The sequence below is a fragment of the Butyrivibrio sp. ob235 genome, assembly GCF_900109475.1.
Taxonomy (GTDB): domain Bacteria; phylum Bacillota; class Clostridia; order Lachnospirales; family Lachnospiraceae; genus Butyrivibrio.
This window is the reverse complement of the sequence record NZ_FOBE01000002.1, coordinates 67151-91208: the sequence shown is the minus strand read 5'-3', so window position 1 is coordinate 91208 and position 24058 is coordinate 67151. Positions and strand designations below refer to the sequence as shown.

Below are 24058 nucleotides of genomic sequence, written 5' to 3'. Positions count from 1 at the left end.
CACTTGAAATAGTATCATATTTCAGGGCAAATAGAAACCCGGAAGGATTTCCTTCCGGGCCGGTAATCTTCATAATATAAACGGTAAATCTTATGCCTGGTATTTTTCAAGGGCTGTCATGTCGCTCATATAATCAAGCACCTTTTTGCGGCCAACCTTGTTGAGCTTAACATACTGCTGCATCACACGATTCTCTACAATCTTGTTTCCAAGATCTGTTCCCTTCTCCAGTGTGCTGAAATCAACAGGATTAAGGTTGAGCTTGTCGCACATACGAATAACGGTACCATAGGCCATGCCCTCAATACCTCTGTCAAGTGCTGTTACCAATGTGCTATATGGAATCGACATATCAATCGCGAATTGTCTGACACTCTTATACTGTGCTAAAATTTCTCTCTTAAGTATCTCAGCTTTTGTCATTACATATACCTCCTATCCGTAATATTTATTTCAGGTCTCCTTACCTGGCCACAATAGTAATAATAAAATGCAATCAGATACTTCTGTAGCATTTACAAGTATAACGTATGAACGTTTTTTCGTCACTTATTTTTTTCTTAAATTTTGTGATAATATTCAATAAATTTATCTGCGTTTTTTGGTCATGTTGCCAAAAAGTGCATGGATTCTGAATTTTTTATAACTATTTCAAAACCCATGCACATTTTTTCGTCTTTGAGATTTCACTCATCCGACAATATTTGAAATATATTTTTAGAAAAATTTGTAATTTTCAAAATATTTAACGAAATTACATACAAATTTTCAAAAATATTTCGAATTATTATTTCGTTTTTTCGTGTGTAAAATAACGCCAAAATCAATCAGTTTCCCCAACAACATTTATTAGCTGGCCATTTTCCTTTAGATAAACATGTAGTTTCCTAAGAAGCTTCTCCGGATCAGAAGCAGACGCCGGAATATCTCCCAGAATAATGAAATCAAAGCTGTGTTCAGGCCATGGGAAAGTCACCAGTTCAGGGTTTCCTGAAATCATGTCATCAGCCATATATTTAGAGAGTCCGGCAAAAACATCTACGTTAGTTATTCCGGCGGTAAAGCTGTCAGGCATCTGATACTTTATCGCAGACAACGTAGTTCCCATCCCGGCACTGATATCCAATATTCTAAGCACACGGTTATAAAGCTTTAGATCCGTCTGACTTCTGCTTGCACCGGCATCTTCATCAATTGAAACTCTTTTATCACTCTCAGCAATCGCAGACATAAGCGCATTCATCTTATCTTCCTCAAGGAGGGTATAATTCCATATATCAAAGCCCCACTTTTCCTTGAACTTCTCCCTGGAAGCCTCCATCGCATCTGTTTTATCAGCAAAACCGCTTCCGCCATGATGATATATAAATGCGTTATGACACAGAATCTGTCTGTAACCCGCAAGGCAAAGACGTATCCCGAGATCATCATCTTCAAAGTACCCGGGAGAAAAGCGCTCATCAAAGAGCCATTTCCTTTCCTCTGAATCCTTCATCATCACATTATTCAGAGCTTCTCTTCGAAGCAGCACGGCAAATCCTGTAAGTCTGCACCTTACCTCAAACGGATTCCACATCGGAACATTGTGATCCTTCGCATAACTTTTTGCGGTTTCAAGAGCCGAATCCAGGCTTATTGTACGCCACCATCGGTGTTCTTTGACATCCGAAGATATACTGGTTATTGGTCTTGTCTCATCCATCGGAGCATTTTGCAGATAAGGTTGTAGTGATTCCATTGACACTTCCTGAGAAGGCGCACAGTTTGTAACCGCCCCGGATGCTCCGTTTCTCTTATCGGCATAGAGTCCCATTTTCATCCAGAATAGTGCATTGGGCATAAGTACTGCATCGTTGTTTAAGAACAATACATCATTTTCCGAATTAGCAGCTTCCAGTCCCTTGTTGCACCCGGCAGGAAAACCTTCATTTTTATCATTTTCGATCAAAATAAATTTCTTGTTTTTTTCCTTCTGCTCCCGCAAATATCTAAGAAGAGCTTCATCTGTCGAGGCATTATCCACTACAACTATCTCTATATCATCCTTGTGATAATATCTCCTAATGGCTCTTATGCACTCCCTGCAAAGTTCAAAATCATTATAGGATACAATTACTATCGAAGTCCCACGAACCCTGGCCCTGTCCTTTATTCCTTCAATAGCGTCACGGATTATTTTTTCATCCTCAGGTTCATCGCAATATCTGATAGCGTTCTCAAAACACAAAAATGCCTGATCTGCATTACGATACCTGTAATACAGACCAAGCATAAAATACAGCTCATAGTTGTCATAGTGAGCCCTGAGTCCTTCTATCAAAACCGCATACTCATCCACGCTGCTGCCTTCCTGCTCGAAGACGCCCGCACGCAAAATATATGATTCCGCTGATTCACGTTCAACTTGTTTAGCATGAGCTTCCATATACATCTCCAAAAAGCAAATCACGATAAATAGTCAAAATAATTATATTAAAGTGATAAGCTTTTTTCAAGAGATTTACTTTGTCTCAAGTGATGCTCTTATAAATTCTCTGAAAATCGGATGAGGTCTGTTGGGTCTGGACTTAAACTCAGGATGATACTGAACACCAATATAAAATGGATGATTCTTTACTTCCACAGTTTCAACGAGTTTTTCATCCGGTGAAAATCCGGATAGGCAAAGACCGGCTCCCGAGAGCACTTCTCTGTAATCATTGTTAAACTCGTATCTGTGACGATGTCTCTCATTGATGAGGCTCTCTTTATAGCATCTTTCCATAAGAGTACCCTCTACGATACAGCAAGGATAGCTGCCAAGTCTGAGTGTACCGCCCTTATCTACTTCATCTGACTGCCCCGGCATGAAATCAATGACTTTATGCTCCGATGCATGTGAAAACTCTCCCGAGCAAGCATCTTCAATTCCCGCAACATTTCTTGCATATTCTATTACGGCGATCTGCATTCCAAGACATATTCCAAAGTAAGGAACATTGTGCGTTCTTGCATATTTTGCCGCAAGTATCATTCCACCTATGCCTCTGTCCCCGAAACCTCCCGGCACAATAATTCCATGGAGATTCTTCAACCTTTCCTCGTAGTTATTCTCATCGAGCTCTTCCGAGTCAATCCACTCGATGTTTATATGCGCATTAAATGCAAATCCCGCATGAGTAAGAGCCTCGGCAACGGAGAGATATGCGTCGTGAAGCTTTACATATTTTCCTACAAGTCCTATGTTTACTTCCTTGTTCCTGTTTTTTATCATGCTGACCATCTGTTTCCACTCATCAAGTTCGGGTTTGGGAACATCAAGTCCGAGTTCTCTGCAAACTACCTCTGAGAACTTCGATTGTTCCAGCATGAGCGGCGCTTCATACAGACTGCCAAGGGTACGATTTTCAATTACGCAGTCCTCCTTGACGTTGCAGAACAGTGATATCTTCTGAAAAATGCTGTCCTCAAGCGGTTCATCGCATCTAAGTACAATAATGTCAGGATTTATGCCCATTCCCTGCAGTTCCTTAACAGAGTGCTGGGTGGGCTTTGATTTGTGCTCATCAGAGCCGTGAAGATAAGGAACAAGCGTAACATGTATGAAGAGACTGTTCTCTCTTCCTACTTCCAAAGATATTTGTCTTACAGCTTCAAGGAAAGGCTGTGACTCAATGTCACCAATTGTACCACCAATCTCGGTGATTACTATATCCGCATCAGTCTCTCTGCCTACGCGGTACACAAAATTCTTGATTTCATTTGTGATGTGAGGAATAACCTGAACTGTAGATCCAAGGTATTCACCACGTCTCTCTTTATTAAGCACATTCCAGTAAACTTTTCCCGAAGTAAGGTTGGAATATTTATTTAAATCCTCATCGATAAATCTCTCATAATGTCCAAGATCAAGGTCTGTCTCGGCACCGTCTTCCGTGACATAAACCTCACCGTGCTGATAAGGGCTCATGGTTCCCGGATCCACATTAATATATGGATCCAGCTTCTGTGCTGCCACCTTAAGGCCTCTTGCTTTCAATAGTCTTCCCAGCGATGCCGCAGTAATTCCCTTTCCAAGTCCTGAAACAACTCCCCCTGTTACAAAAATGTACTTAGCCATATCCTCTCCCTTCTATCATAAAAAACATTACACCGAAGTATCAGTTTAGGCTGTATCCTCGGTGTATGGTCAATATTATTCAAATAATCAAAGCTTCTTAAAACGCTCTATCGCTCTTCTTGTATTTTCTCTGCTACCAAATGCTGTCAGTCTGAAATAATGCTCTCCGGAAGGACCAAATCCCGATCCGGGTGTCCCTACAACATTTGCCTTTTCAAGGAGGTAGTCGAAGAATTCCCAGCTGGTCATTTCATCAGGTGTCCTAAGCCAGATGTAAGGAGCATTTATTCCTCCGTAAACTTCGTATCCGGCCTCCACCAGTCCATCCTTTATTATTCTCGCATTTTCCATATAATAAGCTATCTGCTCTTTTACCTGACTTCTTCCTTCAGCTGAATATACTGCTTCGCCGGCCCTCTGAACAATATAAGGAGCTCCGTTAAACTTTGTCCCGTGTCTCCTTGCCCAGAGCGGCCATAGCTTTTCACCGCCTGCAGTCAGTTCCTTCGGAACAACTGTGTAGCCAAGTCTTAAGCCTGTAAAGCCTGCTGTCTTGGAAAATGACCTGAACTCGATCGCACACTCTTTTGCCCCATCACACTCATAAATACTGTGCGGAACATCGTCCTCCAATATATACGCCTCATATGCAGAATCGTATAGGATAATTGAATCATTTTTACGTGCATAATCAACCCATTCCTGCAGCTGAGTTTTATTCATCACCATACCCGTAGGATTATTGGGGAAACACAAATAAATGAGATCTGGCACCTCCTCAGGAAGTTCCGGCACAAAGCCATTTTCTTTGGTGCACTTCATATAAATAACATCTTTAAAGCGCTCTGCCTGAGGATCATACTCCCCTGTCCTTCCAGCCATAACATTGGAATCAACATAGACAGGATAAACCGGATCACATACAGCGATCTTATTATCCGTACTGAAAATCTCCTGAATATTTCCGCAGTCGCTCTTAGCACCGTCTGATACAAAAATCTCATCCGGCTCTATGTTACATCCACGAGCCTTATAATCCTTCTCAGATATCGCATTTCGCAGGAAATCATATCCCAGATCCGGAGCATAACCTCTGAAAGTGTCTGCATTTCCCATTTCATCAACTGCACTGTGAAGTGCTGAAATAATTGCAGGTGCAAGAGGCTGTGTAACATCGCCTATTCCAAGTCTTATAATCTCAGCATGCGGATTATTCTCCGAATACTCCTTTACCTTTTTTCCGATTGTTGAAAACAGATAGCTTCCGGGAAGCTTAAGATAATTATTATTTATGCTCGCCATGATAAACCTTTCTACAATAATAATGAAGTGCTGACTGCTCTTCTTTTCATTAAACAGAAAAAAGGCGTCTCGGAACACACTTCCAAGACGCCTTTGCCTTTACCGATTTAATTTACAACTGTTTAGAGCGATTGTCAAGACACTTATTACGCCCATTTTGAGGTTATATCTATCACTCCCTACGGCTATTTATTTTCCCGATTTGCTGATTTTCAAAATCTCATGAAGGATATCTTTAGTGGTCTCCATATCCTTTTCCTGTCGCTCCTGCCCTGGCCGCTTCTATGGAAGCATTGAGTGCCAGTAGATTGGTCTGTCCTGAAATGCTAAGAATGGTATCTACTATATCCTTAACCGTTCCTGCTGACTGCTGAAGGTTTGATGTCATTTCCGCTGTTTCTGCATTTATTGTCGAGGATTCATCGGACTTTGCACGAAGCTGTTTTACAAGTCTGTTACCATCACTGACATTCTCTGAAACATCATCTGAATTCTTGCGCATTTGTCTTGACTGGTGCTCAATATTTTCAAGCGCCGCGGTAATATTCGAGTTCATCTCCGTCTGAGTCTGTATTGCTTCCGCTGTTAAAGTGACAGATTGTGAAATCTGCCTGAGGATTCAGCAGTAGATATTACCTTCTCAGAAAGCGCTTCCATAGATTCGTTTGCATCTACAAGTTTGTCGGCTATCTGTTCTCCGATTTTTTTGATTGTTTCTGCATCTTCCTGCTGCTTTTTTGCAGCATCCTGAATCTCATCTATCGTTTCTTTGTTTTGCTTGCTGTTAAGCCTCACATAGAAAACAGTCCTTCGTGCGAACACGAAGGACTGCTCTATTTGCATTTTATGCGGTTAGCTCAAGGCTATGTAATTACTCAACGATTGTAGCAACCTTACCTGATCCAACTGTACGTCCACCCTCACGGATAGCGAACTTAAGACCCTGCTCCATAGCGATGGGGTGAATAAGCTCGATAGACATTGTTACGTGGTCACCAGGCATGCACATCTCTGTACCCTCGGGAAGATTGCAAACACCTGTAACGTCAGTTGTTCTGAAGTAGAACTGAGGTCTATAGTTGTTGAAGAAAGGTGTATGACGTCCACCCTCGTCCTTAGTAAGAACGTAAACCTCTGCTGTGAACTTCTTGTGGCAAGTTACAGAACCGGGCTTTGTGATACACTGACCTCTCTGGATACCGTCACGGTCTACACCACGAAGAAGAAGACCTACGTTGTCACCAGCTTCACAGTAATCCATAGTCTTACGGAACATCTCGATACCAGTACATACAGACTTAGAAGACTCTTCCTTGATACCAACGATTTCGATTTCGTCGTTAAGGTTGAGGTGACCTCTCTCTACACGACCTGTAGCAACTGTTCCACGACCTGTGATTGTGAATACGTCCTCAACAGGCATAAGGAAAGGCTTATCTGTTTCACGAGTAGGTTCAGGGATGTAAGAATCAACTGTATCCATAAGCTCCATGATCTTATCGCCCCACTCACACTTAGGATCCTCAAGAGCCTTAAGTGCAGAACCACGGATGATCGGAATATCATCTCCAGGGAACTCATACTCTGTAAGAAGGTCTCTGATCTCCATCTCAACAAGGTCAAGAAGTTCAGGATCATCAACCATATCGCACTTGTTCATGAATACGATGATGTAAGGAACACCTACCTGACGAGCAAGAAGAACGTGCTCTCTTGTCTGAGCCATAACACCATCAGTAGCAGCAACAACGAGGATAGAACCATCCATCTGTGCAGCACCTGTGATCATGTTCTTTACATAGTCAGCGTGGCCAGGGCAGTCAACGTGTGCGTAGTGTCTTGTAGCTGTCTCATACTCGATGTGAGCTGAGTTGATTGTGATACCACGCTCTTTTTCCTCGGGTGCTTTATCGATCTGATCGAAAGCAACAGCAGGGCTGAATCCTCTGTCTGCAAGAACAGTTGTGATAGCTGCTGTAAGAGTTGTCTTACCATGGTCAACGTGTCCGATTGTACCAATGTTTACGTGCGGCTTACTTCTGTCAAACTTAGCTTTTGCCATTTTTAAATATCCTCCTTAAATAAAAATGTTACTTCAACATTTTTTCTCATAATAACCGACTATATCGATTATATTAAAATTTACACTTGAAATCAAGCATAAAATAGTATAAACAAGGGCTTTGTGGCACGATTTCGTTAGAAATCGTTGCCGCCCTTAATTTATTTATTAATTTTTGTTAGAAAGTACTTTCTCCTGGATGTTCTTCGGAACAGGAGCATACTTCTCGAAGAACATAGAGTAGTTACCACGACCCTGAGTTCTTGAACGAAGGTCTGTAGCATATCCGAACATCTCAGCAAGCGGAACATGTGCTCTGACAATCTTTCCACCGCCCATGTCGTCCATACCTTCAACCTGTCCACGACGTGAGTTAACGTCACCGATAACATCACCCATGTACTCTTCGGGCATTGTAACTTCAACCTTCATGATGGGCTCAAGAAGAACCATTCCGCCCTTAGCCATAGCATCCTTGAATGCCATAGATCCGGCAATGTGGAATGCCATTTCTGAAGAATCGACTTCATGGTATGATCCATCATAAACTGTTGCATGTACACCAACAACCGGGAATCCGCCGAGAGAGCCTGCCTTCATAGCCTCTTCGATACCCTCGCTGATAGGCTGGATGTATTCCTTAGGAATAGATCCACCGACAACTTCGCTATCGAACTGGTAAAGGTTCTCTCCGTTGGCATCCATAGGCTCGAAACGAACCTTACAGTGACCATACTGACCACGTCCACCGGACTGCTTAGCATACTTACTTTCAATATCGCAAGCATTAAGAAGAGCTTCTCTGTATGCAACCTGAGGTGCACCAACGTTAGCCTCTACTTTATACTCACGAAGAAGTCTGTCAACGATGATATCAAGGTGAAGCTCACCCATACCAGCGATGATAGTCTGACCTGTCTCAGAGTTTGTATGTGCTCTGAATGTAGGATCCTCTTCAGCAAGCTTCATAAGAGCTTCGTCAAGCTTCTGCTGACCAGCCTTGGTCTTAGGCTCGATAGCAAGCTCGATAACGGGATCCGGGAACTCCATAGACTCAAGGATTACGGGGTTCTTCTCATCACAGAGTGTATCACCTGTAGTTGTGTTCTTAAGACCAACAGCTGCAGCGATATCACCTGAGTAAACCTTATCAAGGTCTGAACGCTTGTTAGCGTGCATCTGAAGGATACGTCCAAGACGTTCCTTGTTATCCTTAGTACTGTTAAGTACATAAGAACCTGAATTTGCTGTACCACGATATACGCGGAAGAATGCAAGCTTTCCTACGAAAGGATCGCTGACAATCTTGAATGCAAGAGCTGCGAACGGGCCATCATCTGTTGACTCAACCTCAACCTCGTTGCCATCCATGTCAGTACCCTTACAAGCAGGGATATCAACAGGTGAAGGCATGAACTCGATAACAGCATCGATAAGCTTCTGGATACCACGGTTTCTGTGTGCAGAACCACAGCATACAGGGAAAGCCTTACACTCACAAGTAGCCTTACGAAGAGCAGCCTTAAGCTCCTCCTTAGTAGGCTCTTCACCTTCGAGATACTTCATCATAAGCTCGTCATCAAGATCACAGATCTTCTCAACAAGCTCACCATGATAAAGCTCAGCATCATCTTTAAGATCTGCAGGAATCTCTCCGATTGTTACATCTTCACCCTTATCATCATTATAGATATAAGCCTGCATCTCAAAAAGGTCGATTATACCCTGGAACTGATCCTCAGCTCCGATTGGGATCTCGATCATGATAGCATTTTTCTTAAGTCTATTTCTGATCTGCTCAACAGCTCCGAAATAGTTTGCTCCAATGATATCCATCTTGTTGATGAATGCCATACGAGGAACATTAAATCCATCAGCCTGACGCCAAACGTTCTCAGACTGAGGCTCAACGCCTTCTTTTGCACTGAATACGCCTACAGCGCCATCAAGTACACGAAGTGAACGCTCAACCTCAACGGTAAAGTCAACGTGGCCGGGAGTATCGATAATGTTGATACGATGCTCCTGAGCACCGGGCTTAACCTTTCCGTTTTCCTGAAGTGTCCAATGGCATGTTGTAGCTGCAGATGTGATTGTGATACCTCTCTCCTGCTCCTGTTCCATCCAGTCCATGGTAGCAGTACCTTCGTAGGTCTCACCAATCTTATAGTTAACACCGGTGTAATAAAGAATACGCTCTGTAAGAGTAGTCTTACCGGCATCAATATGAGCCATAATACCGATGTTTCTGGTTCTCTCCAATGGATATTGTCTTTCAGCCAAAGGTTTATCCTCCTAATAATAATCGACGTTTCCGACACCAAAATTCTATTAGAATCTGTAGTGTGAGAATGCCTTGTTTGCTTCTGCCATCTTGTGCATATCCTCTTTTCTCTTTACAGATGCACCAGTGTTGTTGAATGCATCAAGAATCTCTGATGCAAGTCTGTCAACCATGGTCTTCTCGCCTCTGTTACGAGAAAATGTTACAAGCCAGCGAAGTGCAAGAGCCTGACGTCTGTCCGGACGAACCTCGATCGGTACCTGATATGTAGCACCACCGATACGTCTAGCTTTTACCTCGAGAGCGGGCATGATGTTGTTCATAGCACCCTCGAATACTTCAAGAGCAGGCTTACCAGCCTTCTCCTCTACCTGTGCGAATGCACCATATACGATCTTCTGTGCAACACCCTTCTTACCATCAAGCATAACTGTGTTGATAAGCTTGGTTACAACCTTGTTATCGTATAAAGGATCCGCTAATACGTCACGTTTTACAATATGTCCTTTACGCGGCACGGTTCTTCCCTCCTTTAGAATCGCAGATGAGTGTCAGTCTTCATCTGTTTACTATAGATCATAGGTACTCACTAATTTTAGTGTACGTGCGGTTCTCTTAATTCTATATATTAAATATGAAAAAAAGTACCAACACTTAATAAAAATTAGATCTTGTTATGATAGTTACTTAGATTACTTTGCAGCCTTAGGTCTCTTTGCGCCGTACTTGGAGCGAGCCTGCTTACGGTCTGCAACACCTGCTGTGTCAAGAGTTCCACGGATAATGTGATATCTTGTACCAGGCAGGTCCTTAACTCTTCCGCCACGGATGAGAACTACGCTATGCTCCTGAAGGTTGTGACCTTCTCCGGGGATATAGCTTGTTACCTCGATACCGTTTGAAAGACGTACTCTGGCGATCTTTCTAAGAGCAGAGTTAGGCTTCTTAGGTGTAGCGGTCTTAACTGCTGTGCATACGCCTCTCTTCTGAGGAGAAGATGTATCAATTGCCTTCTTGTGAAGAGAATTGAAACCTCTCTGAAGCGCAGGAGCTGTAGACTTCTTCTCGGAAGTCTGACGACCTTTACGAACTAACTGGTTAAATGTTGGCATTCCTTTCACCTCCTGTATTAATTGGTAAAACATTTATGATAAACAAGTTATCTCCTGACATGAGAAAACCCGCAATCACCGACATGCATCAAGCGAAAGGGCATAGTTACCCTCTCGCTCGTCGCACAGTTTTTAAGTATAAATATATAAATTTACCTTGTCAAGCACAATCTAATTAAAATTGCACTATTTTATATACTTTTCATAATTTCGAAAAGTACTTACTCCTCATCATCAGCTACAACTACTTCTTCTGCATCTGTGTCGAGGTCAGTAATAATCTCATCGTCATCATCAAAACGCTTCTTTAAGATGAGCTTCTCGGGATCCTTGAAGTTTGCATCTGTATTGAGCGCTGTGTTGCGATAACGCTTCATACCTGTACCTGCAGGAATCAGCTTACCGATAATAACATTTTCCTTAAGTCCGATAAGCGGATCAACCTTACCCTTAATAGCTGCATCTGTAAGAACCTTTGTGGTCTCCTGGAATGAAGCTGCTGACAGGAATGAGTTGGTTGCAAGCGCTGCCTTGGTGATACCAAGAATAACCTGCTTGCCTTCAGCGGGCTTTTTGCCTTCGCTGATAAGTCTTTCGTTGTCATCCTCAAAGTCGAGTACGTCAACAAGTGTTCCGGGAAGGAAGTTTGTATCTCCGCTCTCCTCAATACGAACCTTCTTGAGCATCTGACGAACGATAACCTCGATATGCTTATCGCAGATATCAACACCCTGCAGACGATAAACTCTCTGAACCTCGCGGAGCAGATAATCCTGAACTGCACGGATTCCCTTGATCTTAAGAAGATCATGAGGATTTACACTACCTTCTGTAAGCTCGTCACCGGCCTCAACCTGCTCGTTATCCATAACCTTGATTCTGGATCCGTAAGGAATGAGATATGCCTTGGACTCTCCGGTCTCATTGTTTGTGATGATAACCTCGCGCTTTTTCTTTGTATCCTTAATGGTAGCTGTACCATCAAGCTCTGAAATAATAGCAAGTCCCTTAGGTTTTCTTGCCTCGAAAAGTTCCTCAACACGGGGAAGACCCTGTGTGATATCGCCACCGGCAACACCACCGGTATGGAAGGTTCTCATGGTAAGCTGTGTACCGGGCTCACCGATTGACTGAGCAGCGATAATACCAACTGTCTCACCAACCTGAACAGGCTCACCTGTTGCCATGTTTGCTCCGTAGCACTTAGCACAGATACCGATGTGTGAACGGCAGGTAAGGATTGTACGAATCTTAACCTTTGTTACAGGATCACCATTACTGTTAACACCCTCACTGAGAATTCTCTTAGCACGGCTGGGAGTAATGATGTGATTCTTCTTAACAATGATATTGCCATCCTTATCCTTGATATCCTCACATGTATATCTTCCTGTGATACGATCCTCTAAAGGCTCAATCATAGCCTTACCATCCTTGAATTCCTTAACGGTAATTCCGGGGATAGTAGCCTTTCCTTCACTACAGTCAAGCTCACGAATGATAAGCTCCTGAGATACGTCAACCATTCGACGTGTCAGGTATCCGGAATCGGCTGTACGAAGAGCTGTATCTGACAGACCCTTACGAGCACCATGCGCTGACATGAAGTACTCCAGAACATCCAGACCTTCACGGAAGTTTGACTTGATAGGAAGTTCGATTGTACGACCTGTTGTATCAGCCATAAGTCCACGCATACCTGCGAGCTGCTTGATCTGCTGATCACTACCACGGGCTCCGGAATCAGCCATCATGTGGATGTTGTTGTACTTATCAAGTCCCTTAAGAAGTACATCTGTAAGCTGTTTATCTGTCTCCATCCAAGTCTCAACTACAAGACGATAACGCTCTTCGTCTGTCATAAGACCACGACGGTAATTTGTTGCAATCTCATCAACTACTGCCTGAGCCTTATCAAGCATCTCCTGCTTCTGCGGAGGCACTGTCATATCTGCGATTGATACAGTCATGGCAGCTCTTGTTGAGTAGTGATAACCTGTAGACTTGATCTTATCAAGAACCTCTGCTGTAGCAAATGTTCCATGAGTATTGATCATATTTGTAACAATCTTCTTCAGCTGCTTCTTACCAACCATGAAGTCGATCTCAAGCTTATACTTGTTCTCCGGTACGGAACGATCTACAAATCCAAGATCCTGAGGAATGAACTCATTAAACAGGAATCTTCCGAGTGTAGATTCAACAAGTCCTGATTCTTCCTCACCGTTCTCGTTCTTACGGCTTACACGGATAGTAATCTTTGACTGAAGTGTAATGTAATCATTTTCATATGCAAGGATAGCTTCATCAATGCTCTTGAAGAACTTACCCTCGCCCTTAGCACCTTCACGCTCCTGTGTAAGATAGTAGATACCAAGGACCATATCCTGAGTAGGAACGTTTACAGGGCCACCATCTGAAGGCTTAAGCAGGTTATTGGGAGCAAGCATAAGGAATCTGCTCTCTGCCTGTGCCTCAACTGACAGCGGAAGATGTACAGCCATCTGGTCACCGTCGAAGTCCGCATTGAAAGGCGTACATACGAGTGGATGAAGCTTAATAGCTTTACCTTCTACAAGGATGGGCTCAAACGCCTGAATACCAAGTCTGTGAAGTGTGGGAGCACGGTTAAGCATTACAGGGTGCTCTTTGATTACATCCTCAAGCACATCCCATACCTGCTCATCAAGTCTCTCAACAAGCTTCTTGGCATTCTTTATATTCTGTGAGATTCCTCTGGAAACAAGTTCTTTCATAACGAAGGGCTTGAAAAGCTCAATAGCCATTTCCTTAGGAAGTCCGCACTGATATATCTTAAGTTCAGGGCCTACGACGATAACTGAACGTCCTGAATAGTCAACACGCTTACCAAGGAGGTTCTGACGGAAACGACCGCCCTTACCTTTAAGCATGTCTGAAAGTGACTTAAGCGCACGGTTTCCGGGGCCTGTTACAGGTCTTCCACGTCTACCGTTATCTATAAGGGCATCAACTGCCTCCTGAAGCATACGCTTCTCGTTTCTTACGATAATATCCGGAGCTCCAAGGTCAAGGAGTCTCTTCAAACGGTTATTACGGTTGATGATACGACGATACAGATCATTAAGATCTGATGTTGCAAAACGTCCACCATCAAGCTGAACCATAGGACGAAGATCCGGAGGAATTACCGGTATGCAGTCAAGAATCATCCATGACGGATCATTACCTGACTCACGGAAAGACTCAACAACCTCAAGTCTCTTGATGATACGCTGTTTCTTCTGTCCGCTTGAAGTATCAAGGCCTTCCTTGAGTTCCTGATACTCTGCCTCAAGATCGATGCTCATAAGAAGCTCTTTTACAGCCTCTGCACCAATGCCGGCACGGAATTTTCCGCCCCACTCTTCACGAGCATCCTGATACTCTTTTTCTGAAAGAACCTGCTTGTACTCAAGGTTAGTCTCACCTGCATCAAGAACTATATATGATGCGAAATAGAGAACCTTCTCAAGTACTCTGGGTGAAAGATCAAGGATAAGGCCCATACGGCTGGGAATACCCTTGAAATACCAGATATGTGATACAGGAGCAGCAAGCTCGATGTGGCCCATACGCTCACGACGAACACTGCTCTTTGTTACCTCAACGCCGCAACGGTCGCAGATAACACCTCTGTAACGAATCTTCTTATACTTTCCGCAGTGACACTCCCAATCCTTTGTGGGTCCGAAAATCTTCTCACAGAAGAGACCGTCTCTCTCAGGCTTAAGTGTACGATAGTTGATTGTCTCAGGCTTTAATACTTCGCCATGTGACCACTCTCTGATCTTCTCAGGAGAAGCGAGACCAATCTTAATTGCGTCAAAAGTCATTGGCTGATATGTCGGTGCTGCTGAAGATCTTCCGCTTGAAGCATCGTTTATTGCTTTATTCATTGTAGAATCAGACATTCGTAACCTCTTTTCTGTTGTTTACATGATTGCAGTTACTTTATTACCGCATATTAAAAGTTGTCATCAAGACCGTCTGCAGCATCAAATTCTTCCTCGAAAGCTGCTCCGTCTTCATCTTCAGTCACAAGCTCTCCGTCTTCATCAAAAGCCTGTGTCTGATAACCGTTCTCAGCAAGATTCTCACGATCGTAATCTCGGTTAACCTCACCTTCGATCTCATAGCGGTAGTCAGAATCACTGTAATCAACTGACTCCATGATCTCAACCTCTGTATTATCCTCGCGAAGTACGCGTACATCCAGACCAAGTGACTGGAGTTCCTTCAAAAGAACCTTGAAGGATTCAGGTACTCCGGGTTCAGGGATATTATCACCCTTAATGATAGCTTCGTAAGTCTTAACACGACCAACAACGTCATCAGACTTAACTGTAAGGATCTCCTGAAGTGTATAAGCTGCGCCATAAGCCTCAAGAGCCCAAACTTCCATCTCTCCGAAACGCTGTCCACCGAACTGAGCCTTACCGCCAAGAGGCTGCTGTGTAACCAGTGAGTAAGGGCCGGTTGAACGTGCATGGATCTTATCATCAACAAGGTGATGGAGCTTAAGGTAATGCATGTGTCCGATAGTGGTCGGTGAATCGAACGGAATACCTGTGCGTCCGTCGCGAAGCTGCACCTTACCATCTGTGTGGATCGGAACACCCTTCCAAAGCTCTCTGTGATCTCTGTTGTCATATAGATACTTCATGATCTCGGGATCAACAGAATCTTTATATTTCTCTTCAAACTCTTCCCATGAGCTGTTTACATAATCGTTAGCCATGGTCAGAGTAGCCTGTATATCTTTCTCGTTAGCACCATCAAAAATAGGTGTTGCAATATTGAATCCAAGAGCCTTAGCAGCAAGTGAAAGGTGAATCTCAAGGACCTGTCCGATATTCATACGAGAAGGCACGCCAAGAGGATTAAGCACGATATCCAGCGGACGTCCGTTAGGCAGGTACGGCATATCTTCAATAGGAAGCACGCGGGAAACGACACCCTTGTTACCGTGACGACCAGCCATCTTATCTCCGACTGAAATCTTTCTCTTCTGTGCTATATAAATACGAACTGCCTGGTTTACACCAGGGCTGAGTTCATCACCATTCTCTCTTGTGAATACCTTGGCATCAACAACGATACCATACTCACCGTGAGGAACCTTAAGTGATGTATCTCTTACCTCACGTGCCTTCTCACCGAAGATGGCACGAAGGAGTCTCTCTTCTGCTGTAAGCTCTGTCTCTCCCTTAGGAGTAACCTTACCTACAAGGATATCACCCGCACGAACCTCTGCACCGATACGAATAATTCCGCGATCGTCAAGATCCTTAAGTGCTTCATCGCCGACACCGGGAACATCTCTTGTTATTTCTTCAGGTCCGAGCTTTGTCTCACGAGCTTCTGCTTCATACTCTTCAATATGAATAGAAGTGAATACATCGTCACGAACAAGTCTCTCACTAAGAAGAACAGCGTCCTCGTAGTTATAACCTTCCCATGTCATAAATCCGATAAGAGGGTTCTTACCAAGACCAAGCTCACCCATGTAAGTGGAAGGACCATCAGCGATAACCTGACCAGCTTTAACATGGTCACCCTTGAATACTATAGGTCTCTGGTTATAGCAGTTACTCTGGTTACTTCTCTGGAACTTGATAAGGTGATACTCTTCCTTCTCACCGTCATCATAAGTCATCTGAATAAGTTTGCTGTCAACAAAGTCGATAACACCATCTTTTTTAGCAACTACGCAAACACCTGAGTCAACAGCTGCCTTCTGCTCCATGCCTGTTCCTACTGCAGGTGCCTCTGTTGTAAGAAGCGGTACTGCCTGACGCTGCATGTTTGATCCCATAAGAGCACGGTTAGCATCGTCATTCTCAAGGAAAGGAATAAGCGCTGTAGCAACTGAGAATACCATTCTCGGTGATACGTCCATGTACTCAAACATTGTCTTCGGATACTCGGAAGTCTCCTCTCTGTAACGGCCTGAAGCATTATTCTTCTTGAAATAGCCGTTCTCATCAAGAGGTGTGTTAGCCTGAGCTACATGGAAATTATCTTCTTCATCCGCTGTAAGATACTCAACCTCATCAGTTACACGAGGGTTCTGAGGATCCGTGCGATCTACCTTACGATAAGGAGCCTCCACGAAACCATACTGGTTAACTCTTGCATAACTTGCAAGTGAGTTGATAAGACCGATGTTGGGTCCTTCAGGAGTCTCAATAGGGCACATACGTCCGTAGTGAGTATAGTGTACGTCTCGAACCTCGAATCCTGCTCTGTCTCTTGAAAGACCGCCGGGACCAAGTGCTGAAAGACGACGCTTATGTGTAAGCTCACCAAGAGGGTTGTTCTGATCCATGAACTGTGACAGCTGTGAAGATCCGAAGAACTCCTTAACAGCAGCCTGTACAGGCTTGATGTTGATAAGGCTCTGTGCTGAGATCTCATCTGCGTCATGAGTTGTCATGCGCTCACGAACAACACGCTCAAGTCTGGAAAGACCAATTCTGTACTGGTTCTGTAAAAGCTCACCAACACAACGGATACGACGATTACCAAGGTGATCGATATCATCGTCATGGCCAATACCATATTCAAGGTGCATATTATAGTTAATGGAAGCAAGAATATCTTCCTTAGTAATGTGCTTAGGAATAAGCTCGTTTACATTCTTTCTGATAACGTCAGCAAGGCTCTCAGGATCCTTATCAGCATACTCTGTAAGAATATCTCTGAGTGCAGGATAATAAACATCCTCAGTAATTCCGAGCTCTTCAGGATTACAATCGATAAAGCTTGTAATATCAACCATCATATTAGAAAGAACCTTGATATTACGCTCCTCGCCCTGAATAAGAACATAAGGAATACCTGCATTCTGAATGTCAGTTGCAAGAGCACGATCAACCTTTGTGCCTGCAGCTGCAATCATCTCGCCTGTGTTCTCATCGATAACATCCTCTGCAAGAATCTGCTTATTAATTCTGTTCTTGAAGTGAAGCTTCTTATTGAACTTATAACGTCCAACCTTTGCAAGATCATATCTTCTTGCATCAAAGAACATAGCTGTAATAAGGCTCTCTGCACTTTCTACGCTAAGAGGCTCGCCGGGACGAATCTTTTTATACAACTCAAGAAGACCACTCTGGTAATCAGTCGAGGGATCCTTTGTAAATGAAGCCTGGATCTTGGGCTCATCACCAAACAGGTCTAAAATTTCTTCGTTGGATCCGATTCCAAGCGCACGAATCAGGACAGTAACCGGTACTTTTCTGGTTCTGTCTACTCTTACATAAAATACGTCATAGGAATCGGTCTCATACTCGAGCCATGCACCACGGTTAGGAATAACGGTGCATGCGATAAGCTTTTTACCGATCTTATCGCGAGTAATATCGTAATAGATACCGGGGGAACGTACAAGCTGGCTGACGATTACACGCTCTGCTCCGTTGATAACGAAGGTTCCGGTTGCTGTCATAAGAGGAAGATCACCCATAAAAATCTCATGCTCTGCGATCTCTCCGCTCTCCTTATTGTTAAGACGGACCATAACCTTAAGCGGTGCTGCAAAAGTTGCATCTCTCTCTTTACATTTCTCGATTGTGTTCTTGTTTTTATCGATTTCATCTTCACAAAGCTTGAAATCAACAAACTCAAGACTCAGCTTACCGCTGTAATCTTCAATAGGAGAGATATCGTCAAAGACCTCTTTAAGGCCCTCGTCAAGGAACCATTGATAGGAGTTCTTCTGAACTTCGATCAGGTTCGGCATCTCCAGGACTTCCTTCTGGCGCTGGAAACTCATACGTACATTCTTACCAGTACCACTAGGATGCAATCTGTTTTTTTCCATTGACATTCACCCCGTTCTTATTTTTTATTTGGCTGCTGAGCTGTTGTACTCTAAAAAAGCGCGCAAAAGCCCACCACTCCACAATAGTGCATCATCCATTGTACAACAAGCTTTTTCGCGCGTCAAGTAATTTTTTTATCTATTTTTTTGAAACGAAAAAGGGAAGATACCTACGTATCTTCCCTTCAGTAAATTCATAAGTGATGGATTACTTAAGAGTAACCTTAGCACCCTCAGCCTCAACCTTAGCCTTGATGTCATCAGCCTCTTCCTTAGAAGCGCCTTCCTTGATCATCTTAGGAGCATTGTCTACAAGATCCTTTGCTTCCTTAAGACCAAGACCTGTGATCTCACGAACAACCTTGATAACCTTAACCTTGTTAGGACCTACTTCTGTAAGCTCTACGTTGAACTCAGTCTTCTCTTCCTCAGCACCTGCTGCTGCGCCGCCTGCTGCTGCTACAACAACACCTGCTGCTGCTGATACGCCGAACTCTTCCTCACAAGCCTTAACGAGATCGTTAAGCTCAAGAACTGATAACTCTTTGATTGCATCGATAATCTCTGCTGTAGATAACTTTGCCATTATTATTTACCTCCATTAAAAATAAGTTTGTTTTCAAAATTAAAATATTACTCAGCTGTTGTTGCTGCTGCCTCTTCAGCAGGAGCCTCAGCTGTCTCTGCTGCGGGAGCCTCCTCTGCAGGAGCTGCTTCTGCTGCAGGTGCTGCTTCTTCACCGCCCTCAGCCTTCTTCTCAGCGATCTGCTTAATAACGCGAGCGAAGTTTGTGATAGGTGACTGCATAGAACCAAGCAACTTGGAAAGCAACTGATCCTTGGGAAGGATGTTTGCGATCTCCTTGAGTGCCTCTGCATCATACAGCTTGCCCTCGATCACACCACCTTTGATCTCAAGTGCCTTTGCCTTCTTTGCGAAATCGCAGAGCACACGTGCAGGAGCTGCAGGATCTGTCTCGGAAATAGCGAGTGCGCTGGGTCCGTTAAGAAGATCTGAAAGCTGCTCAAAATCTGTGCCCTTGAATGCGAAGTTCATCATCGTATTTTTGTAAACCTTGTAGCTGACGTTCTCAGCACGAAGCTTTCTACGAAGCTCTGTGTCCTCAGCAACAGTTAAACCACGGTGATCTACAAGTACGAGTGCCTGAGCGTTCTGAATTTTCTCAGAAATCTCTTTTACTACGGGCTGTTTTAATTCAACCTTTGCCATCTTTTTACCTCCTTATAGAATTTACCGCCAAAGAAAAACCTCTTATCACAAAGACAAGAGGCATAAAAGTCATATTAAAACTTTTTCCTCGGTAGGCGCTGTGCTTACGTCATCAAATGACACCTACTGTCTTCGGCTGGTCATAACGACCTTGAGTAGATTAACACAATAATACAACTGTGTCAACAACTTTTTTCAAAAGTTTATAATCAGTTTCTTAATATTTGATGTTACTCTTCTTCTGTGTCTCCAACAGGCTTACCACCGGTTGCGAGCCACTTAAGATACGCATTGATGAACGGATCAAGATCCCCATCAAGAACTCCGTCAGCATTAGACGCCTTAAAACCTGTTCGAGTATCATTAACCATTGTGTAAGGCTGAAGGACATAGGATCTGATCTGACTTCCCCATGCGTTATCCATTACCTCACCTCTGATACCTGCAAGCTTCGCTGCCTGCTCTTCCTGTTTCATAATGAAGAGCTTTGCTTTCAGCATCTGCATTGCCTTGTCCTTGTTCTGGAACTGAGAACGCTCATTCTGACAAGCAACTACAACACCTGTAGGAATATGTGTGATACGCACAGCAGATGATGTCTTATTGATGTGCTGTCCACCCGCACCACTTGAACGATATGTATCAATTCTAAGGTCATCAGGGTTAATGTCGATATCTACATCTTCCTCAATATCAGGCATGATATCACAGGAAACGAATGATGTCTGTCTCTTAGCCTGTGCATTGAACGGGCTGATACGAACAAGTCTGTGAACACCGTGCTCTGACTTAAGAAGTCCGTAAGCATTAGTTCCTGAAATCTGGAATGTAACCGACTTGATTCCGGCTTCATCACCATCGAGATAGTCAAGAACTTCTGTTGAGAAGCCCTTTCTCTCAGCCCATCTGGTGTACATTCTGTAGAGCATTGATGCCCAGTCGCAAGCCTCTGTTCCACCTGCACCTGCATTAAGTCTGAGGATTACATCATATTTGTCATAAGGTCCGTTCAAAAGGTTACTGATACGGATTTTCTCAAGAGTATCTTCAAACTGATCAAGCTCTGACCTGATCTCTGCAGCCATATCGTCATCATCAACACCCTCTTCATTCTGAAGGTCGATGAGATCCATCATATCGTCGTACTGTTTGTGAAGACCTTCTACCTCTGCAACAAGATCCTGCATGTTCTTAAGATTTCTTGTCTTCTTGTTGGCCTTCTCAGCATCATCCCAGAAGGTAGGCTCTTCCATCTCACGGGAAAGCTCTTCGATCATTTTCTTCTTTGAATCAAGGTCAAGTGAACCTGTCACCTCGTCGAGAGTCCCCCTCAGGTTTGAGAGTTCAACCTTCATCTGATCTAAAATTACCATACTTGAATCCTTCCATAAAAAAACTTGGATTATAATTCCATCCAAGATAAACCTCATCCGGCCGCTTCGCGGCCACCTTCCCCTTAAAAAGGGGAAGGCAGTAATTGTTACTGCATTCTGCCGTGGCAGTTTTTAAATTTCTTACCGCTTCCGCAAGGGCATGGATCGTTGGGATAAACCTTGGCTTCCATACGCTTAACGGGTTCCTTCGCAGCGCTATCGTCTTTATTGGTACCTGTTACCTTTGCAACCTGCTCACGCTCTACCTTCTCTTCGATGTGAACGTGGAAGAGAAGTCTTACGGTATCTTCCTTGATGTTACGTGTCATCTCATCGAACATCTCAAAACCGGCAAGCTTATACTCAATCTTAGGATCTCTCTGAGCGAAAGCCTGAAGGCCGATACCCTGACGAAGCTGATCCATATCGTCAATGTGGTCCATCCACTTTCTGTCGATAACCTTAAGGAGAATTACACGCTCGATCTCACGGATTGTCTCGGGTTCCGGGAACTCCGCTTCTTTTTCCTCATAGAGCTTAACTGCCTCTTCCTTGAGCTGCTGCTTAAGGCCGTTCTTGGTAAGCTTGTTGATTCGTCCGCGATTGATCTTCTTAAGCGGAATCGTAGGAAGCAGAAGCTCATTGAGCTCTGTAAGATTCCACTCATCGGAATCGGTCACCTCTCCTACTACTGTCTCCACAGCCTCCTCAACTATATCCGTAATCATCTTATAAACAGTATCACGCATGCTGTCACCGTTAAGAACACGTCTGCGCTCGTCATAGATGATCTCTCTCTGCTCATTGTTAACCTGGTCATACTCAAGAAGATTTTTACGAATACCGAAGTTGTTATCCTCGATCTTCTTCTGAGCTGACTCGATTGCTTTTGACAAAGCCTTATGCTCAATCTCCTGTCCCTCCGGAATACCAAGGGAATTAAACATGGAGATAAGTCTCTCTGAACCAAACAGTCTAAGAAGGTTATCCTCAAGTGAAAGATAGAACTTTGATTCACCGGGATCTCCCTGACGTCCTGAACGTCCACGAAGCTGATTATCTATACGTCTACTCTCATGACGCTCTGTACCCACAATCTTAAGACCGCCGGCTGCAAGTGCCTCGTCATCAAGCTTAATATCGGTACCACGTCCTGCCATGTTGGTAGCGATTGTAACAGCGCCGTGTTTTCCTGCCTCTGCGACAATCTGTGCTTCCATCTCATGGAACTTCGCATTCAATACGTTGTGCGGGATTCCTCTCTTTTTAAGGAGCTTACTTACTTCCTCTGAAGACTCAATTGTTATGGTACCAACCAGAACAGGCTGTCCCTTTTCATGAGCTGCCTGAACAGCATCAGCTACAGCATTGAGTTTCTCCTTCTTTGTTTTGTAAACAGCATCCTGAAGGTCCTTACGGATAACAGGTCTGTTGGTAGGAATCTCTATAACGTCCATTCCGTAGATATCACGGAACTCGCGCTCCTCTGTAAGAGCAGTACCTGTCATACCACACTTTTTCTCGAACTTGTTAAAGAAGTTCTGGAAAGTAATGGTAGCAAGTGTCTTGGATTCTCTCTTAACCTTTACATGCTCCTTAGCCTCGATAGCCTGGTGGAGACCATCTGAATAACGACGTCCGGGCATTACACGACCGGTAAACTCATCGACGATAAGTACTTCATCATCTTTAACAATGTAGTCGTGATCCTTCGCCATAAGGTTGTTTGCGCGAAGAGCAAGGATTATGTTGTGCTGGATCTCGAGGTTTTCGGGATCAGCAAGGTTATCTATTCTGAAGAAGTTCTCAACCTTAGCAACACCCTGTGCAGTAAGGTTTACAAGCTTATCCTTCTCATTAACTATGAAATCTCCGGACTCCTCCTGCTCGATACCCATGATGGCATCCATCTTGGAGAACTCTTCCATATCAGCACCGCGAGTCATCTGCTTAGCGAGGATGTCGCAAGCCTCGTAGAGCTTTGTGGACTTGTCGCTCTGACCGGAAATAATAAGAGGTGTACGGGCTTCGTCAATAAGAATTGAGTCAATCTCATCGATGATGGCGTAATTAAGTCCGCGAAGAACGCACTGCTCTTTGTAAATAGCCATATTATCACGAAGATAGTCGAAACCAAGTTCATTATTGGTAACGTAAGTGATGTCGCAGTTATAAGCTGCCTGTCTCTCCTCACTGTTCATGCTGTTAAGAACAACACCGACAGTCAATCCGAGAAACTCATGAACTTTTCCCATCCACTCAGCATCACGCTTAGCAAGGTAATCGTTGACCGTTACAACATGAACACCCTTACCTGCAAGTGCATCAAGATATGAAGGAAGGGTAGCCACAAGGGTCTTACCTTCACCGGTACGCATCTCTGCGATACGACCCTGATGAAGAATAACTCCACCTATAAGCTGAACGCGGAAATGTTCCATACCGAGTACTCTGCATGCTGCCTCACGAACAGTGGCATATGCCTCGGGCAAAATGTCGTCCAGCGTCTCCCCACTCTCAAGTCTCTTCTTGAATTCATCGGTCTTAGCCTTCAGCTCTTCATCAGAAAGCTTCTTCATCTCAGGCTGCAGACTCTCGATCTTATCTACAGTTCCCTGGATTCTCTTAAGCTCTCTCTCGCTGTGTGTACCGATGATCTTATCAATAATGCTCATTTCTTAACACTCCGTTTAAATAATTACATGTAAAAAAGTAGGAGGCCTCTGATTCGCCTCCTACTTTAATAAAGA

Annotated in this window: 16 protein-coding genes and 1 other annotated feature; all 16 genes read right to left on the bottom strand. The window is 43.8% G+C overall.

Annotated features, from left to right (window positions below; genetic code table 11):
- Positions 1 to 90: 90 nt before the first annotated feature.
- Entirely contained in the window at positions 91 to 423 is a 333-nt protein-coding gene (locus tag BMW61_RS02890; protein WP_022760825.1) for a hypothetical protein, read from the bottom strand.
- Between the two features lie 400 nt (positions 424 to 823).
- Positions 824 to 2425, bottom strand: coding sequence for a glycosyltransferase (locus tag BMW61_RS02885; RefSeq protein WP_175475077.1), 1602 nt, complete (start codon positions 2423 to 2425; stop codon positions 824 to 826).
- Between the two features lie 75 nt (positions 2426 to 2500).
- A complete protein-coding gene (locus tag BMW61_RS02880) occupies positions 2501 to 4099 on the bottom strand; it encodes a CTP synthase (protein WP_091819710.1) in 1599 nt (532 codons plus the stop codon).
- Between the two features lie 87 nt (positions 4100 to 4186).
- Positions 4187 to 5401, bottom strand: coding sequence for an LL-diaminopimelate aminotransferase (locus tag BMW61_RS02875; RefSeq protein WP_091819976.1), 1215 nt, complete (start codon positions 5399 to 5401; stop codon positions 4187 to 4189).
- A gap of 235 nt (positions 5402 to 5636) precedes the next feature.
- A complete protein-coding gene (locus BMW61_RS22375; protein ID WP_278295524.1) occupies positions 5637 to 5957 on the bottom strand; it encodes a methyl-accepting chemotaxis protein in 321 nt (106 codons plus the stop codon).
- 29 nt (positions 5958 to 5986) lie between these two features.
- Entirely contained in the window at positions 5987 to 6244 is a 258-nt protein-coding gene (locus BMW61_RS22370; protein WP_242876594.1) for a hypothetical protein, read from the bottom strand.
- Positions 6245 to 6272: 28 nt separating this feature from the next.
- Positions 6273 to 7463 carry an elongation factor Tu gene (gene tuf, locus BMW61_RS02865; RefSeq protein ID WP_022760820.1) on the bottom strand — a complete coding sequence of 397 codons (1191 nt, stop codon included), beginning with the start codon at positions 7461 to 7463 and terminating at the stop codon, positions 6273 to 6275.
- Between the two features lie 168 nt (positions 7464 to 7631).
- Positions 7632 to 9746 carry an elongation factor G gene (gene fusA, locus BMW61_RS02860; protein ID WP_022760819.1) on the bottom strand — a complete coding sequence of 705 codons (2115 nt, stop codon included), beginning with the start codon at positions 9744 to 9746 and terminating at the stop codon, positions 7632 to 7634.
- Between the two features lie 48 nt (positions 9747 to 9794).
- Entirely contained in the window at positions 9795 to 10265 is a 471-nt protein-coding gene (gene rpsG / locus BMW61_RS02855) for a 30S ribosomal protein S7 (protein WP_022760818.1), read from the bottom strand.
- A gap of 174 nt (positions 10266 to 10439) precedes the next feature.
- Positions 10440 to 10859: a 30S ribosomal protein S12 gene (gene rpsL / locus BMW61_RS02850; RefSeq protein ID WP_022760817.1), complete on the bottom strand. Its 420-nt coding sequence runs from the start codon at positions 10857 to 10859 to the stop codon at positions 10440 to 10442.
- 221 nt (positions 10860 to 11080) lie between these two features.
- Positions 11081 to 14776: a DNA-directed RNA polymerase subunit beta' gene (gene rpoC, locus BMW61_RS02845; protein WP_091819974.1), complete on the bottom strand. Its 3696-nt coding sequence runs from the start codon at positions 14774 to 14776 to the stop codon at positions 11081 to 11083.
- Between the two features lie 68 nt (positions 14777 to 14844).
- Positions 14845 to 18705 (bottom strand): DNA-directed RNA polymerase subunit beta, encoded by a 3861-nt coding sequence (gene rpoB, locus BMW61_RS02840; RefSeq protein ID WP_022760815.1) that lies wholly within the window; start codon positions 18703 to 18705, stop codon positions 14845 to 14847.
- 208 nt (positions 18706 to 18913) lie between these two features.
- Positions 18914 to 19291 (bottom strand): 50S ribosomal protein L7/L12, encoded by a 378-nt coding sequence (gene rplL / locus BMW61_RS02835; protein WP_026526331.1) that lies wholly within the window; start codon positions 19289 to 19291, stop codon positions 18914 to 18916.
- 47 nt (positions 19292 to 19338) lie between these two features.
- Positions 19339 to 19935, bottom strand: a complete 597-nt coding sequence (gene rplJ / locus BMW61_RS02830; protein WP_022760813.1) for a 50S ribosomal protein L10 — start codon at positions 19933 to 19935, stop codon at positions 19339 to 19341.
- 23 nt (positions 19936 to 19958) lie between these two features.
- Positions 19959 to 20089: a sequence feature (ribosomal protein L10 leader region), on the bottom strand.
- 76 nt (positions 20090 to 20165) lie between these two features.
- A complete protein-coding gene (gene prfB, locus BMW61_RS02825; RefSeq protein WP_026499424.1) occupies positions 20166 to 21308 on the bottom strand; it encodes a peptide chain release factor 2 in 1143 nt (380 codons plus the stop codon).
- A 107-nt stretch (positions 21309 to 21415) separates the two neighbouring features.
- Complete coding sequence (secA, locus tag BMW61_RS02820) at positions 21416 to 23983, bottom strand: preprotein translocase subunit SecA (protein ID WP_022760811.1); 2568 nt, start codon at positions 23981 to 23983, stop codon at positions 21416 to 21418.
- Positions 23984 to 24058 lie beyond the last annotated feature (75 nt).